This window comes from Clostridioides sp. ES-S-0001-03, assembly GCF_020676075.1.
Lineage (GTDB): Bacteria > Bacillota > Clostridia > Peptostreptococcales > Peptostreptococcaceae > Clostridioides.
In genome coordinates this window covers 83,677-101,044 of sequence record NZ_JACVWJ010000003.1, presented here as the reverse complement: position 1 = coordinate 101,044, position 17,368 = coordinate 83,677, and the positions used below count along the sequence as shown (strand labels likewise).

The window sequence follows — 17,368 nt, the reverse complement described above, 5'->3', positions numbered from 1 at the left end:
TTCCATAATATTAGATAGATTAGAGAAAAAATTTACATTTTAGTTACAATTTTCCATTTTTTAATTCTAATGTATACATATTTGGTAACAATTTGTAATAAAAGATAGTAAATACACTTTGTATTCATTTTAATATTATACAATAATGAAATTTATTGCATATAAAAATTTAATAAAAATTATATAAGACTTTCACTATTGAATAAACATATTATAAAAAGCAATAAAAGATATCTTTTATTGCTTTATTTGAATAAACGAAATATAATGTATTGCGTAGGAGATAAGAACCAAGGAGTCAAAAAAATGATTTCTCTTCTGCTCCTATCTTTAATACCTGTACTGACTGGTGGTACTGTAGCTCTTTTCAATAACAGCACAAAGACAATTTAGGATTTGTTTTTTTCAAAAATCATATTATCATTTATCATTTGCATGTTATTTGCTATTACACTGTTCTTTCTATTTATTGTACTAATTGTTATTTTACAGTTAATGAGAAAAATAACAATCAATATTTCACTGCTTCTTTCTTTAATGTTCGGTTTTGCTCTTGAAACCCTTATTATTGTATTTGTAACTACATGTGCAGGAACAATTGTAATAAATTTAAGCAGAAATATTATAGTAACAAGTGTAGTAGGTATGACTAATCCTTCATCATGATATTAAAATAGAAAATTTTAGATATGAAAAAGTTAAGAAAGGGCACAAAAATATAGCATTTAAGTGGATGACTATTATTCTAATTGATTATATAAAATGACTTTCCCATTTTAGAAATAGGAATAATTATTTTTTCAAAATAACCTAAAAAATAAGTTTCTAATAACTTAAAAATCTGGAATCTAACTTCTTCTATTAATCTCGTCTGTTATTAATGATTTAGAAATATACATTGCTTTTATTATATTTCTAAATCGTTTGTAATTAGTAGTACCCTCTGCAAATTTTGACTGTGCTTTTTCACATTTGCCTATACTTGAAGATACGGGTCGTAGTGCTTCTATTAATTCTTCTTTTGTATATTTATCAATTATATTTTCATCTGTTATTAATGATTTTGAAATATACATTGCTTTTATCCTATTCTTAAGGAGTGAATGTTGAGAAGTCCCTTCCATAAACTTTAGTTGTGCTTTTTCACATCTTACGATAACTGAAGATACAACTCTTAGTGTTTGTATCAATTCTTCTTTTGTATATTTATCTATAGTATTTCACCTCAAATTCTAATTTATTATTGTATACCTTAACTTACTTTAATATTTTTTCATCCTATTATAGCATATTTTTAGTGCTATTCTAATATATAATGTGATATATTCTAATTAATGGTATTTTCGAACTTAATCAAATGTTATTCTATTATAAGGTCATAGTATATATATGAAAATACATAAAAATACTTAACTTTTTTAAGGAGATCTACGATGAGCAACAAACAAGGTTCTAACATAAAAGATGTAAAAATTAAAAATAAGTTAATAATACTGAAACTACTTTCTACAAATACTCCTATGTCTAGAGTTGATTTAGCTAAATCTACAGGTCTTACTAAAATGACTTTATCAAACCTAGTCACTGAACTTATTAATGAAAATATGATTAGAGAGATAGAATCATCAACTTTAAATGCACATTCATCAGGTCGTAAACCTATTTTATTAGATATTTCTAATATCTCTCCTTGTGTTTGTGGCATTTTGATAAGAAGAAATATTTGTAAGGTAATCATTGCAGATTTAAAAGGTAATATTGTCAAACAACTTTTTGAGACTTACCCTAAATATCTGTCAAATGACGTTTTAAAAGATATAATAAAACGAATGTTTTCTAAAATAATGAAAAATAACAAAAGAGATATAATTGGAATTGGGATTTCTTCAATAGGTCCTGTAGATAATATAAATGGTATAATATTAAATCCTCCAGACTTTGGAAACGTATCAAACCTAAACATAGTAAATTTTATAGGAGAAATATCTGATTTACCTATATTTTTGATAAATGATGCTAATGCAGGTGCTTTGGCTGAAAAAATGTATGGTCTAGGTAAAGATATTCCAAATTATATATATCTACATATAATGAATGGAATCGGAGCTGGTTTAGTATTAGAAAATAAACTTCACACTGGTAATTTAGGGCAAAGTGGTGAAATAGGGCATACATCTATTAATTTTAGTGGTCCAGTATGCAGTTGTGGCAATAATGGATGTCTAGACTATTATACAAGTGTGAGTAAGTTAATTAAAAGAATTGAATCGTTAAGTCATATTTATCCAGATTCTCCACTAATTAATTGTAAAGATTTTTCTCTAGTCAAGTTAATAGATGAAGCCAATAACAAGGACAATCTAGGTATGTTTTTACTTGATGAATTTTGTACATATATATCATATGCATTAGTAAATACACTTACCTTAATTGATTGTAGTTCTATAATAATAGGTTATGACTTTAATATTCCTGGTACATTTATAGAAAATACATTATTAAAGAAATTAACTGCTTCAGCAAGTTTTTCTAAATATAAAAAAATAAATGTAAGGCATTCAAATTTTGGAGCAAATGCACCACTAATTGGTTCTGTAGCCATAGTAAGCTATAATTTTTTTAATGGTAGTATAAGTTTTGATTAAATATGTAAAATATTAAAATATTTAATCACTTTTGTTGAATATTTTTCCATTTAATATTATTATATCTTATAAGAGCGTTTAAAATTTGGAGGTATAAAAATGATTTCAGCTAAAATGGAAAAATTACTTAATGAACAGATTAACCATGAATTATATTCTGCATATCTTTACCTTTCTATGTCTTCTTACCTTGAAGCAGAAGGACTTAAAGGATTTTCTAATTGGTTTTATGTTCAATATAAAGAAGAAACAGACCATGCTATGTATTTCTACAAATACTTACATAATGTAGGAGGAAATGTTCAGCTTGATGCTATACCAATGCCAGATGCAGACTTCACTTCTGCAATGGATGTTCTTGAACGTACATTAGCTCATGAACAAAAAGTTACTGCTTTAATAAACAATCTAGCTGCTGTAGCAAACTCTGAAGCAGACTTTAGAACTTCTCAATTCTTACTTTGGTTTATATCTGAACAAGCAGAAGAAGAGACAACTTGCGAAGACAATATAAAACGTGTTAAACTTGCTGGAGAAGGTGGGTTATTCTTTGTGGACCAAGAATTGGCTACTCGTACATATTCAGCACCAACAAATCCACCTGTAACAATATAAAAATATTACCATTAAAATTTTTAGTATAATAGATAAGGTGTATTAAATGTGGGGTGACTGAAAATCACAATCTATAAATTAGTGTGATTTTCAGTCAGTACTTTAATTATGGTTGAATACCAAAACTTGTTAACTATTTATATTTAACTATTAAGGCGTCTACTACACATACACCTTTTCCTTTAGGATATACGAACACAGGATTTAAATCTATTTCCTTAACCTCATCCTTGTTTTCATAAGCATATTTACCTAATTTAACCATCATATCTGCAAGAGCATCAACATCACAAGGTTCACTACCTCTGTATCCATTTAAAAGCTTAAATGATTTCAACTTCTTAAGCATCATTATAGCTTCATCATGATTTATAGGCAAAGGATATAAAGTAGTATCTTTAAATACTTCTACAAATACTCCACCTAAACCAACCAATAACATTGGTCCAAACTGGTCATCATTAGTTATACCAATAATTATTTCTATTCCACTTTCAACCATTTCTTGAACCAATATACCATCAATCTTGGCATTTGGCTTTGCTTCTTTTACGTTAGTTAAAATCTCATTATATGCGTTTACTGCCTCTTCTCTATTATTAATTCCTACTTTGACTCCTCCAACATCAGACTTGTGTAATATCTCTGAAGAGTTTATTTTTAGGACAACAGGATAGTTTATATAATTTAAAATTTCATCCAATTCATCAATACTTTTTGCAATACCTTGACCTGGCACTGGTACTCCATATTTCTTCATTTCAATTTTACTGTCTAATTCCGATAAAGCTACTACATTATTTGAGTTTCTTTTCTTAACAGCTTCAAATTCTAAAGTTCTCTTTGAATAATCATAATCTACAAATTTAGCCATTTTATTGAAACAAGTAAATGTAGTCCCAACTGATGACATTATAGGTACTTGGCTGTTTTCTAACCTAGCCCTATAATTCAGATATCTATTTCCTTCAAGTGTAGGAACTGCAAATACAGGTTTCTTTAATCCCTGCTCTCTAGCTTCGCTTACAGCTTGACAAAGAGTCTCATGCATTTCATTTTCTTCATCTCTTATATTTGCACCTATCATAGTAAATCCAACACTATCATCTTTATCAAATGTGTGTAATAATCCTACTATCATATCTTTTTCATGGAATAATGCAGTCGTAGCATCCAATGGATTTTTAGGTGTTGCAAATCCTGGAAGATATTTTTTCATCTCTTCTTTAGTTTCAGCAGATATTTCTGCAAGTTCTACGCAATTTTCTTCTGCTAAATCTGCACAAATAGTATTTTCTCCGCCTGAGAAGTTTATTGCTGCAAAATTAGAATTTTTAGGTAAATTACCCTCTAAGACACTAAAAGCCTGAGCTAAACTCATAAATTGTTCTAAATTCTCTACAGAAATTACTCCATACTTTTCAAAAATACTTTCAAAAGCTTTACTTGAACCAGCTAAGTTTCCTGTATGGGAAGCAGCTGATATAGCTCCTTTTTCTGACCTTCCTGACTTCAAGATTATTACTGGTTTTCTTTTTTGAGCTGCTTTTTTTAGTGCATTTATAAATTTTTGAGGATTTTTTAGTCCCTCAAGATAAATAGCTATTACTGATGCATAATTATCATCTACAAGAAAGTCTACTGCATCTTCTAGTGTAACTATATTTCCATTTCCTGTTGAAAAACCATAAGATATATTAAAATAATCACTTGAAACAATTTCTGCAGTTATAAATCCACTTTGCCCTACAATTCCTATCCCTGGTTTTTTAGTATCCAAATCCCACTTAGAACCACCAGCCCATAGATTAACTTTATCTATACAGTTTAGTAATCCCATACAGTTTGGACCTAATATTTTCATATCATATGTATTAGATATTTCTATAAGTTGATTTTCTAAATCTACTCCATCTTCTGTTCCTTCTTCTGCAAATCCACTAGCATATACCACTGCCGCCTTTGTTCCTAATTCTCCAGAATCCTTTAACACAGATGGAACTACATTTCTAGGTGTGCATACTACCACACAGTCTACAACTTCTGGAACTTCTTGTATTGTCTTATAACATTTTCTGCCAAATAACTCTTCTCTTTTTGGATTTACATAATATACTCTATCTGTATCTTTACTTTTTACTATGCTAAGTGCAGCACTTCTACCAAAACCAAGTTTATCAGTAACTCCTACTATAGCAATACTCTTTGGTCTAATAAGTTTTTCCAAACTCATAAATTCACTCTCCTATATGTTTATAGTTGTGATTTTAAGTAAATTCCATCTCAAGATAAAGCTTCTCTTGGCACTTAAGATTTGCTAAATCTTGAGATGAATCACTTAAGATAAGGGTAATTTATTAAATGGCGTTATTATAGCCTTCCATGAATGCTGCTTCATTTTGAACATTAAATTTGCCTTTTCCTTTTTCCTCAAAGAAATCACACATAGTTTTTATAGCTAATTCTTTCTCAAATAATCCTGTTTTTGCAACCAATGCTCCAAGAACTACTACATTTGCGGCTTTTGGATTGTTTGCCTTTTGAGCTAATTCCTGACAATTTATTTTAACTACATTTACATCTTCTCTTAATACTATATTTTCATCTATAGCAGACGTATTAATAACTACTGTTCCTCCTTCTTTTACTAAATTTATATAATCTAAGGATGGCTTATTCATTGCTACTAAAACATCTATTTCTTCCATATCAGGTCCACCTATACTCTCATCAGAAAACTTAACCACACTGTATGCTTTTCCACCTCTCATAGTTGGACCATATGCTGGCATCCAAGTAACTTGTTTTCCTAATTCAAGTGCTGATTCAGCCACAATTAAACCTAAAGTTAAGACTCCTTGACCACCAAATCCTGCAAATACTAACTCTTTTTCCATAACTATTCACCATCCCTTTGCTTAAATTCGCCAAGAGTATAATATGGCACTATTTCTTCTTCAATCCACTGGATAGATTTTTCTAATGATACACCCCAGTTAGTTGGGCAAGGTGCTAATATTTCAACCAATGAATATCCCTCTCCATTCAATTGAGCTTCTATAGCATTTTTTATATATTTTTTTAGATTAATTATTTCTTTTGGACTATGAACTGAACCTCTTGCTACATAGGCTACATCAAAGTAATTTGCCACCATTTCAGGAACTTTTAATGGACTACCAGTAGTTTTTATATCTCTTCCATTTACACTTGTTGTTGTAACTTGACCTGGCATAGTAGTCCATGACATTTGACCACCAGTCATTGCAAAGTTATTGTTATTTATTACAAACACAGTTATATTATGATTTCTATATGCAGTATTTAATGTTTCAGAAAGACCTATAACATATGCATCTCCATCACCTTGATAAGTCATAACTAACATATCTGGTCGTGCTACTTTTACTCCTATAGCTGTAGATGAAGCTCTACCATGTGCGGTTTGCATCTTATCTCCATTCCAGCTAAAATTCATATTACAAACACAGCCAACGCCTAAAGTTAATACATGATTTTTTTCATATCCATTTTCTTCTATCACTTCTGCTATTATACGGTTTACTATTCCATGACCACAACCTGGGCAAAATTTATTTGGTATTGAAACAATGCTAGGTGTTAATCTATCTGTAGCCATATTAGAACACCTCCTTAATTTCGCCAGATTTTATTTTGCTGTAAGTGTCCATTACTTGTAATGTTTTTGGTATATGATTTCCACTAAATAATCCATAAACAGGTACATTTTCTTTGCATATTTTCTTTGAAGCTAATGCAACATCCTCTACTAACTGCCCTGTATCAGTTGACTCTACTGAGATAAATCCTTTTACATCTTTATTTACCTTTTCAAATGCTTTATATGGGAAAGGCCACACTGTTATTGGTCTTATTATTCCAACTTTTTCGCCTTGTTCTCTAAGTCTTCTAACCGCATTCATAGTTGTTCTTGATGGTATACCGAACGCTACAAACACATATTCTGCATCTTCAACTTGATAATCTTCCCATTGTTGTTCATTTTCAGTTATTTTCATACGCTTTTCCATACAAAAAGCTGGTTTTTGGTTATCTGGAACTTTTGCATGGTCTCTATTGCTTCCATCATAAGTCCAACCTAAGTCTTCTTCTCTTTTCTTAAATTCAGGAAACTCTACTGGTTCCATCATTTGACCTAAAGCTGCTTCTGTCAAAATTTCAACAGGCACTCTATATTTCTCCGCTACATCAAATGAGTTATACATTAAATCTACAGTTTCTTGAATACTATTTGGTGCATAAACTATTAGATGATAATCTCCATTTCCTCCCCCTCTAGTGTCTCTTAGGTAATCTGTTTGTGCTGAATCTAGTGAACCAAGACCAGGTCCCCATCTTTGCACATTTACAATTACACAAGGATAATGATTTGCACATAAATATGAGATTCCTTCTTGTTTTAAAGATATTCCTGGTCCTGAAGAACTTGTCATAGACCTCATTCCACTTGCATATGCTCCATATACCATATATATAGCAGCCATTTCATTTTCAGATTGTATAAAAGTTCTTCCAAGTTCAGACATTCTATGTGATAAAAATTCCATTACCTCTGTTTGTGGTGTAATTGGATATCCTGCATAAAACTCACAACCACCTCTTAGAGCTGCTTCTGCAATGGCGTGATTCCCCTTCCACATTTTTTTCATATTCTCCCAACTCCTTTTAAGCCTCTTGACATGCTTCTTCTTTAATTATTTCAAATACATTGTCTGGACATACTTGATAGCAGATTCCACAAAGTATGCATTTGCTTTCATCGACTTCTACATGAGTATATCCTTCTGTGTTTATATTATCGGATATTTTTAATGCTCCTTTTTTACAAGATATAACGCAGTATTCACAGCTTTTACATCTCTCTGCGTTTATTTTTAAACTCATAGTTACACCCCATTTCGTAATATTTCTATCTATTAGCCAATACTTGGCTCTTCCTTAAGATTTAATATTTCTTTTAAAACTGCTACAAATTTCTTGTTTTCTTCCATAGTTCCAATACTTACACGTGCATGTGTAGCATTTGGTCTTATTACAAAACCTTTTTGTTTTAAGTCTTCAAATAGCTTAGGTATATCTGTTTTCATATCTACATAAAGGAAGTTTGATTGTGAATCTACAACATCAAATCCCATTTTTGTGAACTCGTCTTTGAAATAATCCATTCCAACTCTATTTAACTCATATGTCTCCTTTATAAATTCATCATCATCAAGTGCTGCTGTTGCTCCACTTATCGCAACACGATTAGCAGAGAAAGGTTCTTTTACGGTAAATAAAGTTCTTATTATCTCATCTTTAGCAATACCATACCCTACTCTAAGTCCTGCAAGACCATATATTTTAGAGAAAGTTCTTGTCACTATAACATTGTAATTTTCTCTTACATATTTAAGCCCATCCACATAATTAGGTACTGTTAAAAATTCTATATATGCTTCATCTAATATAGTTATAATATTTTCAGGGACTTTCTTTAAAAATTCTTCCAATTCTTTATCATCTACAATTGTTCCTGTTGGATTATTAGGATTACATACACATATTAACTTTGTTTTATCTGTAATCTTATCTAATATACCTTGTAAATCATACTTATAATCCTCTGTTAAAGGTACCTCTACTGGTATTCCTTCATTTTTAACAGTTGCTGTTCTATAAGACGGGAATGTTGGGTCACAGTATATAACTTCATCCCCTCTATTTATAAAAGCTTCACCTATTAGCGTGATAACGTTATCTGCTCCATTAGCAACAATGAAATTTTCTGCTTTTAGATTCAATTTTTCAGCTAATTTTCTTCTAAGTTCATTAGCTTCTGGCTCTGGATAAAGTTGACCTTGTTTTAACATTTCAATCATAGCTTCCATTGCTTTTGGTGATGGTCCTAGAGGATTTTCATTTGAAGCTAGTTTTATTATTTCTTTTACACCATATTTTTCTTTTACTTTTTCTATTGGTTCACCTGGAACATATTGATGTAATTCTTTTACTGTATTTCTCAATAATTTTTCTATCATTTTTAAAAGCCCCCTCTGTATATGTATTTTCATTTATATAAACGCTATTGCGTCTACTTACTCTCACAACTAAACTAAGTCATTTACTCAAATTTTTTATTAAGCGTTTCTTTGATTTAATTCTTCTCTTATTTGATTTAATTTTTTATCACTTACTGGATATAAGATTGCTATAACAACAGCTATTATTAAAGGTATTGCCATAGAGTAAGAAATCATATTTATAAAACCTGTTTTAACTGCTGCTGTAACTACCATATCAGCTTGATATCCCATTGAATTCATTAAAATTGTTCTTATAGTAGTCGCAAGTAATACACCTACTTGTATTGCAACTGGATATAGTGACATACTTAAACCTGGTAAATCTTTTCCTGATTTCCAATGTCCATAATCACAAGAACCAGCAAAGAAGTTAAGATTTATTATTGATACTACATTTGAGAAACCTCCACCAATTGCCAATAACATAGTTACACCTAAAGTTGTTCTCCCCCAAGGAGTCCATGCAACTAACAAGTGACATAATGCACATATAGAGAAAGAAATTATTGAAGCTAATTTTTGTTCTTTACAAATTCTTATAAATACTGGTGCGAAAAACATAAAGCCTACACTTACCAAAGGCATTATTGCTAAAAATACTGCTAATCCACGTTCATCTTCTATTACATACTTAAAGTAATAAGGAGCTAAAGGTCCTAGCCCTATAGATCTTATGCATATAAGAAACTCTAAACAGAATGCCATCATAAGTGGTACATTAGTAAATAAAGCTTTTAGCATTTCACTTGCTTTAATTTTTGGTTTTTCTTCTTTTTGAAGTACTTCAGCTTCTGCTCCAGACTTTATTATCTCTGTTGAAGAAAACCAAAATACTAGAAGACATCCTACTGCAAAGAATAGATAAGTACCTAAATAACCCATTCCTTCTCCACCTAGTACATCTGCAAATAAAACTAATAATAACGGATATGAAAAACCTACTAAAAATTTTCCAACTTCTTTGAATATATTTGTAGTAGTCGAACCTATAACTCTGTCTCTAGGTGTTTTAGTAACCACAGGGTAAATAGCATAGATTATAGTGAAAACTACTTGCTGAGCACAAGATGCTATTAACAATAATGCTGTCATTAAAGGTAAAAGTAATGTTGGGCTTATTTTCATTAATGGAACTATGAAAAATACTCCATATGTTAGTGCTAATGCTGCTGGTGTATATCTAAGCCAAGGATAATATTTTCCTTTTTTAAATGGTTGTTTGTCAAATACAGTCCCTGTTATTGGAGCCACAGCCATCTTTATGAAAGATTGTATTATTTGCATACCACCTGCCATAATTACCCCAAGCTTTGCTACATCAGTTAAAAATATGTTTGTTACTGTTGATACAAAGTAGCCTATAAAATTATATGCCAAATTTATAGAACCTGAGTAAGTGTATACTGCTCTCTTTTTAGGGTCTCTCATATCATCTCTAAAGTTTGATATAAGGTTTCCTTTTGGTTTGCTTTCTTGACTACTCACATCTACCCCTCCTTAATATAATTTATTCTTTATTTATTTTTATTCACGTATAATAATTTGAATTTCAAATCCATCTCTACACTTTCTATAATTCGAATCAAATTTTTATATGTGTATAATTTTAATTTAATTATATTCTTAAAATTCATAATTGTCAAACACTTTTTGGTTTTATTTTTTCATTACTCAAATGAACCAAAAAGGCATTTATACTTAATTTAAATCGTTATTTTTATTAATATATCCATATAAAGTGTCACCAAAGCATACATTCCAAATTATTTTATCAAAATTTTACTTATTTTAAATTATTATAAATTTATTCAAGAATAATTTTTATCTTCTTTTTATATACTACAATCAGATATTAAAAATATTTTTTCGCCCTTTAAATTCCTTTTATTTTTATACATGTACTATTGATTTTAAAATAAAAGCATGTTACAATTACAAAAAAGAATATATCAAGTAAACGTTTATTATAATCTTTAATTTCAGAATTTTCAATTTTCTTATTTTATCTAACTTTTACATAACATAATATGTTAAATTATTGTAGCTACACTAATCCAAAGCCAGTTAAAGTCAATATTGTCTTACTTTTATATAAAATATATTTTATAAATATATTTTATAAATTTTATTTAAAAAATATTATATAAGGAGAAAAAATTATGTTACTTTTAATTGCTACATGTGCAGTGTACATATGGATTGGCTTTTATTTTTCTAAAAAAGTTAAAACAGCATCCGATTTCCTAATTGCGGGTAGAAATCTTCCTTTACCCATACTTGCCGCAACTATTGCTGCTACGTCTTTTGGAGGAGGATGTTTGGTTGGTGGAGTTCAATGGGGAGCTGAAAGAGGACTATGGGTTGGTATGTACTCTACTATAGGTGCGGCTTTAGCTTGTTTTGTAAATGCGTTTTTTGCAGGAAAATTAAGAAGCTTATCATGTGATATAACACCTGCTGACTATATTGAAACTAGATATGGTCATAGTATATTCTTAAGAGCTTATCAATGTCTTGTAACACCAATATCAATATTAGCTATTATGGGCAGTCAACTAATATCTTTTGGTTCTGTATCTACTGCATTTGGTATCCCTTATGATATAGCTGTAATTGTAGGAGTCATAGTAATCATTATATATACTTATGCATCAGGAATGTGGGGAGTTGCAGTATCAGCATTTATTCAACTTGCTATTTGTGTAGTATTTTTGCCAATAGTAGCTTATATAAGCTTAAAATTAGTTGGCGACAATCCTTTACTTATGTTACAATCAATGGTAAAAGAACCATTCTTCCCAGGAAATAAGTCGCTTAGTGATTTTATGTATACAGTTTTACCATTGGTTTTAGGCTCAATATTTTCTTATGAAAGTTTTTTGAGATACCAATGTGCTGATAATGCTAAAAATGCAGTTAAAAGCAGTGTTATTGCAGGATTTATACTATTATTTCTTGCTTTCCCTATAGGCATAATTGGAGCTATTGGTGGTAGTTTATTTCCAAACATATCATCTGTTCAGGTTTTACCTCAAATGATATCAACAACTCTACCTCCTTTAGTTTCTGTATTATTCTTAGCTGCTATATTAGCTGCCATAATGTCCACTGCTGACTCATTAATGACCTCAATGAGTGCCATAATATCGAGAGATATTTATAATAAATTATTACATCCTAATATAGAGTTTAATGATTTAAAAAATACTCTTAAATACTCTCAAATCGCCTCAGCTTTAACAGCTATAATAGGAGCAATTATAGCACTCAAGTTTGACAGTTTATTAGAACTATTATTTTGGCCAGCACCATTATGTACAGGTGTGATATTTGCACCATTTGTCATTGGTCTTTCCTGGAAAGGTGCTACAAAAAAAGGAGCTATCTGTGCTGTCATAGTAAGTGCAATATTAGCATTTTTAAATATGATTGGCCTCCTTACTGTCTTTGACAGAATTTTAGTACCTATAATAGGTGGTTCGGTTACGATATTTATAGTTAGTAAATTTTCAAAAAAAGATTGAAAAGAAAGGTATACACAGTAAATATGTCAAAATCAGAAAAAGGTAAGGAAACAAAAGCTAGTATTATAAGTGCTGCTAGAGAATTATTTTTTGAACAAGGTTATCACAAGACAACCACTAGGCAAATTGCAGAAAGAGCCAATATAAATTTAGGCTTAATAAGTTATTATTTCTCAAGTAAAAGTGAAATAGGAGCTATAATATATGAAGATATAAGGGATGAAATGCAATCTTTAATCTATAATTATCATGAAGAAGGTACAATGATGATGTTCTTTCTTGCTATGAATGCTGACCTTTGTTTTCTTTTAAAAAATGAAGCGTATAGAAACTTTTATTTGGATATAGCTTATGAGGAAGCTATTTTAAGCTATCAACGAAGTGTAACTGAAATGGTCATGAAAAGATATGTTAATGAAAAAGAATCTATAGAACATGACGAATTGATACTTTCCTGTATTGGTATACTCGCTATGAAACCTGAGATAATTAGGGTCTATACTTCACATAAATATGATATATCTTATCAATCTGTAATAAAATATTTTACAAAACAGTTTCTAATTAACCTTGGTCACAGCACTGATTTATGCGAAGATATTTTAGAAGAATTGAGTAAATACTATATAGATATAGTTGATAATTTTACGCCAATAATAACTCGCATAAGAACTTAATAAAATTTTATTGAACTTTTAGAGACTGAAATTTTGAAATCATAATTGTATTTTAATATTTCAGTCTTTATTACGTTTAAAAATACTTTATAATATTTTGCTCTAATGACAATAAAATGCTTATCCAATTGCATCTATAAATTTCTTTATCCATAAATCCCATAGACGCCATTCATGACCACCAACACACTCTTCATATACAATATCAACATCTAAAGATTCTGCATATTTTTTAAAGGTTTGATTATTCTTATATAAAAAATCCCTATCACCACAAAATTGATAAATTTTAGGAATATCTTTATTACTCTCTTTAAGATTCTTAAGTATGTAAAGTAAATCATTCTCACTATTTCTAGCATCTTCTGGTTTCCCAAAGTCATGGAATAGAATATCAGCATTTGTTTCTATTTGCTGATTTTCCAACTCATGAATCATATCAGGTGAACCAGAAAAACTTGCTACTGCTGAAAATTCATTTGGTTTTGAAAGTGCTAATTTTAAAGCGCCATACCCTCCCATAGACATTCCAGCTACAAAATTATCTTCTCTCTTATCTGATAAAGGAAATATAGCTCTAACAAATCTAGGTAACTCTTCACTTACAAAGGTGAAATATTTATGTCCATATAACATATCTGTGTAAAAACTAGTTTCTACCCTTGGTATTACTAAAGCTATATTTTTGCTTTTGGCATAATGTTCTACATTAGTGTATCTAATCCATGAACTTTGGTCATCTTCTAGCCCATGAAATAAGTACAATGTTTTAAACTTACCTTCAAAGTCATATATCTCTTTGCCAGTAAATAGTTCTTTTCCATTTGCTATAGGTAAAACTACGATTATATCAGTCTCTCCTCCTGTATATTTTGATTTAAATTTACATTCTATAAATGCCACAAAAAACACCTCTTTTATAATGAATTTATTATCTAAAAAACACCAAGATTTTAATTGTCTCAGTGCTTTAAATATTTTATTAATTTATATATTTTTAACTACATATAATCAGAAGTATCTGTTGGTAATCCTTTTTTATCTAATTTACCCTCAATAATATCTTTAATTATAGAATAAATTACTGCAAATAGAGGAACTCCTATTACCATTCCAACAAAGCCTAATAATTTACCTGCAACCAACAATGAGAATAAAATCCAAAATGCAGATATCCCAATTGAGTCTCCAAGTATTTTAGGCCCTATAATATTTCCATCTATTTGTTGTATTATTAATATAATTAACAATAACCATAGTGCTTGTATTGGAGAAACAAACATTACTATTATTGTAGATGGTATTGCTCCAAACAGTGGTCCAAAGAATGGAATAATATTTGTAATACCAATTATTACTGATATTAATAATGTATATGGCATTTTTACCACTGTAAGTATTACAAATGTTAAAATACCTATAATAAATGAATCTAGTATCTTACCACCTAAAAATCTACCAAATGTATAGTTACTTCTGTGAGTTAATTCTAGAATTTTAGCAGCTTGTGTTTCTGTAAAAAGTGCATAAGTTATTTTTTTACTTAATCCATAGAATTTTTCTTTATCAATTAGCAAATATACTGAAACAATCAATCCTAGTACAATATTCCATATACTAGAAGCTATATCCTTCAACATATTTCCTAATATTGGTATTAAATCTGTTACAAATTTTATAATGTATGTGACAAATTCATTCCATTTATCTACTGCTAAATTAAAGTATTGTTCATCAAGATTTAAATCAGTCATTAATTTATCAAGAAGCTTAGTTGCGTTGTTTACATACATAGGTATATCATTTGCTAATCCAACAATACTCTCAATTACTTGAGGTAATACGAATTGCATAAATAAATAAAGTATCAATGCAGCTGTTGCATATGTTAATAAAAGACCCAATCCTCTTTTTGATTTTTGTTCTAGGTTTTTTAATTTTTCACTTTTGATAAAAAGTCTTTCTTCATAAAATTTCAAAATAAAATTCAGAAGATATGCAATAGCAAACCCTATTATAAATGGCTGTAATGTTGTAAACATAATATCTAAATTGTTGGAGAATACATCAATTTGTGATGATATAAGATAGAATATAATACTACAAGCAGATATTATAAACGTATAAATTGCTATTGTCGTGTACTTTGTATTCCAATTAATTTTCATTTTTTCCTCCTTATTTCTATATAATTAAATTTTATCACAAAATTACTACTTTTATAACAAATATGCCAAATTAAAATTTTTAATTTGATAAAATATAATCAAAATATATATTTTTAATTTGATTTGTATTTTTTCTACAATATAGTTTACATCATTTTTTTAAGAATTTTAATTAATTTATCATTATATGGTGCATATCTAATAGGAATATCTAAATTTAATTTTTTCAATACACTTTTGTAATGCGTAAATGTATCAAATCCTGCTTTACCATGATATGAACCCATACCACTTTCACCAATACCTCCAAATGGTAAGTAGTTGGTAGCTATATGGATAATTGTATCATTTACACAACACCCTCCTGCTGGAATCATTTCTAAAACTTTATTTTCCAAATACTTATCTTTTGTAAATATATAAAGAGCTAGTGGATTTGGTCTTTGTATAATTTCTTGCAAAATTTCGTCTAAGTTTTTGTATGTCAAAACAGGGAATACTGGTCCAAATATTTCCTCCTTCATTATATCATCATCCCAACTAGCATCATCTATTATAGTTGGCTCTATTTTTAATGTATGGTTATTATAATTACCACCATATACTACCTTTTCCATATCAATAAGGGATATTATACGCTTAAAATGCTTTTCATTTATAATTTTAGGAAATTGCTCATTATCACATGGATTCTCTCCAAAATACTGTTCAATATAATATTTTATTTTCTCTATTAACTCATCTTTTTTATTCTCATGTACTAAAATATAATCTGGTGCTACACAAGTTTGTCCTGCATTTATTAGTTTTCCCCATGTCAATCTTTTTGCAGCAAGATTTATATCTGCATCTTCTAGTATAATACAAGGACTTTTTCCTCCTAGTTCCAAAGTTATAGGAGTTAAATACTTTGATGCTGCTTTCATAATTACTTTACCTACCGCAGTGCTTCCTGTAAAAAATATATAATCGAATTTTTCTAAAAGTACTTTTTCGCTTTCTTCTTGGTCACCTTGAACTACTGCAATATATTCTTTTGAAAATATACTTTCAAGTATGTCTTTGATTATATGTGAAGTTGATACAGAGTACTCAGAAAGTTTTATTATTGCACAATTGCCTGCTGCTAATGACCAAACCAATGGTATAAGAGCTAGTTGAAATGGATAATTCCAAGGTGACATTATAAGTGTAACACCATAAGGTTGAGGAACAACCTTAGATATAGATGGAAAATTGACCATACTTGAACGAACTCTTTTTGTTTTGCTCCATTTTTTTATATTTTTTATAGCAAAATTCAACTCACTATATAAAATACCTACTTCTGTCATAAATCCTTCAAAATTTGATTTATTTAAATCCTGTTTTAATGCCACAAGTATTTTATCTTCATTTTTTAATATAACTGACTTTAGCTTTTTTAACTGCTCTAAACGAAATGATACATCTCTTGTTTTACCTGTATTATAGTATTCCCTTTGCATCATTACTATCTTATTTATATCCACTATTTAAACCCCCCTCTTTAAGAATTAGACTACTCTATTTTTAAAACAAATTGTTTAAATTTCTATTAATATAATTTTTATACAATAATAAATTCATATCAATATAACATAAATTTACAAA

15 protein-coding genes are annotated in these 17,368 nt (G+C 29.4%); 4 read left to right on the top strand and 11 right to left on the bottom strand.

From position 1 onward, the window contains the following. Positions 1-848: 848 nt before the first annotated feature. Complete coding sequence (locus tag IC174_RS06995) at positions 849-1,190, bottom strand: hypothetical protein (protein WP_255612860.1); 342 nt, start codon at positions 1,188-1,190, stop codon at positions 849-851. A 243-nt stretch (positions 1,191-1,433) separates the two neighbouring features. Between IC174_RS06995 and IC174_RS06990 the strand changes: the two genes are divergently transcribed. Together IC174_RS06990 and IC174_RS06985 are read left to right on the top strand one after the other, a co-directional pair. Beyond that, the gene (locus tag IC174_RS06990) at positions 1,434-2,645 is read left to right on the top strand and encodes an ROK family transcriptional regulator (protein ID WP_227434857.1); all 1,212 of its coding nucleotides are present in this window, start codon (positions 1,434-1,436) and stop codon (positions 2,643-2,645) included. Positions 2,646-2,744: 99 nt separating this feature from the next. Further along, entirely contained in the window at positions 2,745-3,260 is a 516-nt protein-coding gene (locus IC174_RS06985) for a ferritin (protein WP_227482506.1), read from the top strand. 133 nt (positions 3,261-3,393) lie between these two features. Here IC174_RS06985 and IC174_RS06980 read toward each other — a convergent pair whose 3' ends face one another. The 7 genes from IC174_RS06980 to IC174_RS06950 all read right to left on the bottom strand — a co-directional run bounded on the left by IC174_RS06980 (position 3,394) and on the right by IC174_RS06950 (position 10,852). Continuing rightward, complete coding sequence (locus tag IC174_RS06980; RefSeq protein ID WP_227482505.1) at positions 3,394-5,493, bottom strand: acetate--CoA ligase family protein; 2,100 nt, start codon at positions 5,491-5,493, stop codon at positions 3,394-3,396. Positions 5,494-5,617: 124 nt separating this feature from the next. Continuing rightward, positions 5,618-6,157, bottom strand: coding sequence for a 2-oxoacid:acceptor oxidoreductase family protein (locus IC174_RS06975; RefSeq protein WP_227482504.1), 540 nt, complete (start codon positions 6,155-6,157; stop codon positions 5,618-5,620). 2 nt (positions 6,158-6,159) lie between these two features. Continuing rightward, on the bottom strand, positions 6,160-6,900 hold the full coding sequence (locus IC174_RS06970; RefSeq protein WP_227434863.1) for a thiamine pyrophosphate-dependent enzyme: 741 nt from the start codon (positions 6,898-6,900) through the stop codon (positions 6,160-6,162). A 1-nt stretch (position 6,901) separates the two neighbouring features. Then, positions 6,902-7,951, bottom strand: coding sequence for a 3-methyl-2-oxobutanoate dehydrogenase subunit VorB (gene vorB / locus IC174_RS06965; protein ID WP_227482503.1), 1,050 nt, complete (start codon positions 7,949-7,951; stop codon positions 6,902-6,904). Between the two features lie 16 nt (positions 7,952-7,967). Next, a complete protein-coding gene (locus IC174_RS06960) occupies positions 7,968-8,186 on the bottom strand; it encodes an indolepyruvate ferredoxin oxidoreductase subunit alpha (protein ID WP_227434869.1) in 219 nt (72 codons plus the stop codon). A 32-nt stretch (positions 8,187-8,218) separates the two neighbouring features. Continuing rightward, positions 8,219-9,322: a histidinol-phosphate transaminase gene (hisC, locus tag IC174_RS06955; RefSeq protein WP_227434871.1), complete on the bottom strand. Its 1,104-nt coding sequence runs from the start codon at positions 9,320-9,322 to the stop codon at positions 8,219-8,221. Positions 9,323-9,421: 99 nt separating this feature from the next. Next, a complete protein-coding gene (locus tag IC174_RS06950; RefSeq protein WP_227434873.1) occupies positions 9,422-10,852 on the bottom strand; it encodes an MFS transporter in 1,431 nt (476 codons plus the stop codon). Positions 10,853-11,526: 674 nt separating this feature from the next. Between IC174_RS06950 and IC174_RS06945 the strand changes: the two genes are divergently transcribed. Together IC174_RS06945 and IC174_RS06940 are read left to right on the top strand one after the other, a co-directional pair. Continuing rightward, positions 11,527-12,891 (top strand): sodium:solute symporter family protein, encoded by a 1,365-nt coding sequence (locus IC174_RS06945; RefSeq protein ID WP_227482502.1) that lies wholly within the window; start codon positions 11,527-11,529, stop codon positions 12,889-12,891. Positions 12,892-12,914: 23 nt separating this feature from the next. Next, positions 12,915-13,568: a TetR/AcrR family transcriptional regulator gene (locus tag IC174_RS06940; RefSeq protein ID WP_227434875.1), complete on the top strand. Its 654-nt coding sequence runs from the start codon at positions 12,915-12,917 to the stop codon at positions 13,566-13,568. 120 nt (positions 13,569-13,688) lie between these two features. On the opposite strand, the gene IC174_RS06935 is transcribed toward IC174_RS06940, so the two are convergent. The 3 genes from IC174_RS06935 to IC174_RS06925 all read right to left on the bottom strand — a co-directional run bounded on the left by IC174_RS06935 (position 13,689) and on the right by IC174_RS06925 (position 17,247). After that, positions 13,689-14,471: an alpha/beta hydrolase gene (locus IC174_RS06935; RefSeq protein WP_227434876.1), complete on the bottom strand. Its 783-nt coding sequence runs from the start codon at positions 14,469-14,471 to the stop codon at positions 13,689-13,691. A gap of 98 nt (positions 14,472-14,569) precedes the next feature. Continuing rightward, on the bottom strand, positions 14,570-15,736 hold the full coding sequence (locus IC174_RS06930; protein ID WP_227482501.1) for an AI-2E family transporter: 1,167 nt from the start codon (positions 15,734-15,736) through the stop codon (positions 14,570-14,572). A 146-nt stretch (positions 15,737-15,882) separates the two neighbouring features. Beyond that, positions 15,883-17,247: an aldehyde dehydrogenase gene (locus tag IC174_RS06925; RefSeq protein ID WP_227434878.1), complete on the bottom strand. Its 1,365-nt coding sequence runs from the start codon at positions 17,245-17,247 to the stop codon at positions 15,883-15,885. Between the last annotated feature and the right edge of the window lie 121 nt (positions 17,248-17,368).

Excerpts from the sequence above, each read along its gene's own strand:
- IC174_RS06985 (WP_227482506.1), top strand. The coding sequence starts at position 2,745 with ATGATTTCAGCTAAAATGGAAAAATTACTTAATGAACAGATTAACCAT.
- IC174_RS06960 (WP_227434869.1), bottom strand. The coding sequence starts at position 8,186 with ATGAGTTTAAAAATAAACGCAGAGAGATGTAAAAGCTGTGAATACTGC.
- hisC (WP_227434871.1), bottom strand. The coding sequence starts at position 9,322 with ATGATAGAAAAATTATTGAGAAATACAGTAAAAGAATTACATCAATAT.
- vorB (WP_227482503.1), bottom strand. The coding sequence starts at position 7,951 with ATGAAAAAAATGTGGAAGGGGAATCACGCCATTGCAGAAGCAGCTCTA.
- IC174_RS06970 (WP_227434863.1), bottom strand. The coding sequence starts at position 6,900 with ATGGCTACAGATAGATTAACACCTAGCATTGTTTCAATACCAAATAAA.
- IC174_RS06930 (WP_227482501.1), bottom strand. The coding sequence starts at position 15,736 with ATGAAAATTAATTGGAATACAAAGTACACGACAATAGCAATTTATACG.
- IC174_RS06980 (WP_227482505.1), bottom strand. The coding sequence starts at position 5,493 with ATGAGTTTGGAAAAACTTATTAGACCAAAGAGTATTGCTATAGTAGGA.
- IC174_RS06940 (WP_227434875.1), top strand. The coding sequence starts at position 12,915 with ATGTCAAAATCAGAAAAAGGTAAGGAAACAAAAGCTAGTATTATAAGT.
- IC174_RS06945 (WP_227482502.1), top strand. The coding sequence starts at position 11,527 with ATGTTACTTTTAATTGCTACATGTGCAGTGTACATATGGATTGGCTTT.
- IC174_RS06975 (WP_227482504.1), bottom strand. The coding sequence starts at position 6,157 with ATGGAAAAAGAGTTAGTATTTGCAGGATTTGGTGGTCAAGGAGTCTTA.
- IC174_RS06990 (WP_227434857.1), top strand. The coding sequence starts at position 1,434 with ATGAGCAACAAACAAGGTTCTAACATAAAAGATGTAAAAATTAAAAAT.